General features: G+C 49.2%; 2 protein-coding genes. One reads left to right on the top strand and one right to left on the bottom strand.

Translation table 11 applies throughout. The features are described 5' to 3' along the window. Window positions 1-43 precede the first annotated feature (43 nt). Window positions 44-1,255: a hypothetical protein gene (locus C451_RS03365; RefSeq protein WP_152420378.1), complete on the bottom strand. Its 1,212-nt coding sequence runs from the start codon at window positions 1,253-1,255 to the stop codon at window positions 44-46. Window positions 1,256-1,412: 157 nt separating this feature from the next. On the opposite strand from C451_RS03365, the gene C451_RS03360 reads away from it, so the two are divergent. Next, entirely contained in the window at window positions 1,413-1,679 is a 267-nt protein-coding gene (locus tag C451_RS03360) for a type II toxin-antitoxin system RelE family toxin (RefSeq protein ID WP_007737695.1), read from the top strand. The last annotated feature ends 190 nt before the right edge of the window (window positions 1,680-1,869 follow it).

The following is a 1,869-nucleotide window of genomic DNA, read 5'->3' as shown; positions in this document are numbered from 1 at the left end:
ACCGGATCAACTGACGTCGATACTCGGAGGAGAGCAACCAGAATCACGTGCAGAGGCATCTACGAGAGGACCGCGCTAAACACGTACTGGAAAAGCAGTCAGCCATCGCTTTTCCATAATTTGTCAACTTCCACCCGTTCCTACTCTCTTGAAGCAAAGGGCGCTCATCCCATGGGGACTCACGACCGCTTAGGTCCGCCGTTAGTTTCGGAATCGTTTTTCTGTAGTCTTTTTGCGAGTTGAGTCCATCGTTGATTTCAGACGAGGACATATTATCCTTCTCGCTTTGAAACATCAGGTCGATCATTTCGGCTGCTTCTACCCCATGCCAATGAGCATCTATCACTCGCTCAAAATCCTCTTCAGAAATCAACTCAAACACAGCCCCTTTCTCGCGTAGTTTTTCTTCCTCCACAATCTCAAGTACGGTTTCCTTTGTGAATACATCTTTAATCTGCACGTCGTTGCCCACCCGCATCTTTCTGGGTTCGAATATACTGGAGGAGTCAATGTATTTTCCTTTTGCTTTTTCCATAATCACCACTGGTGCGGGAGCGGGCTGAATTTCCTCTTCGTCAAGAACCTCTCTAATTACCTTTCGGGCTTTTTCGCTGTTTTCGAAGTGTTCGCTCCTATTCTCAGCCGTCAGGTCATCAATCCGGGCTAGGGATTCAGACCGTTCGGTCAGTGCCTGAGTTGTAAAATTAATAATCTTTTCCCTATGATCACCTGATCCGGTTCCACCATCCATTTGGGTTACACCGTTAACAAACCCCAAGATCATCTGAACATGACCATCGTATATCTCATCTTTATCTTCAGCTAGATAGAATGTATTGGCTAGTTGTCCCAGAGTTTCACCAAACTCAACCAATCCCGATGTAGGGTAATCTGTTTCCTCGGAAGGAGAGTAGGTGTACCCTTGCTCAATCTCGTATTGGGTGGGGTTGTGTCCCAGACCTATGATTTCAAACCAACAATCACGCCAGTCTTCAAATGGGATCGTTTTCCTGCTCGTTTCATCAAGTAATTCGACATCTTCAGCGAGAACGTCGATTCTCGCGGGGAGTTTTTGAACAGTGTCCCTCACACTACTTTCGATGTTCTGTTGACTGTATGTCCCCGGAACCTCTCCCGTTTCGAGATATTCCCGTTCCTTCTCGCTCAGGCGCAAGTTTTCGCGTGGACCGATCTCGGAGTGTCGGTCAGTCATATTTATATCGACGGTAGAAACGACCATTTCGAAGTACTTCAATGTATCTCCCTGCTCTTAGGTATACCCATGCGGACGACACAGAAACTGTTCGCCTCTGGAAAGCTGACTGTCCCGGCGCAAATCCGTCGGGTATACAACCTAGAAAACGGCAATCTCGTTGAGATCGACGTTCGACCTGTGAGGGGAGAGAGCGACGATGGCTAGGGCGGAAGTCGAATATAGCACGCGCGCCGTTGACCAGCTGGAAGACCTCGAAACCGAGGACGCCGAGAGAATCGTTGCGAAACTCGACAACGTGAGATGGAACGTCGAGCACTACCTTCACGGACGGCAGATGACCGGCCACCCGCACTATTCGCTGCGCGTCGGCGACCAGCGCGTAATTATCGACTGGCAACGAAACAAGACCCCGAAAGTACTGTTCGTCCAGCGGGTCGGCCACCGGAGCAACGTTTACGACTGACGACCTCGTACATTAGAACCAACATGAACCCCGAAGACTACGCCTACTGCAACAACTGTGGGCACGTCGGTCACACCAAAAAATCCCGAATCCATTGACAGATAGCCCGTTGCACGGTTTCGAAATCAGTTCGGTAATATCGTACAGCAGTCACTAATTGCAGGAATAGTCACTTTCACTAGACTAGAAG

Origin of the sequence: Halococcus thailandensis JCM 13552, from assembly GCF_000336715.1 — an archaeon.
Lineage (GTDB): Archaea > Halobacteriota > Halobacteria > Halobacteriales > Halococcaceae > Halococcus > Halococcus thailandensis.
This window is presented reverse-complemented; position numbering and strand designations above follow the sequence as displayed.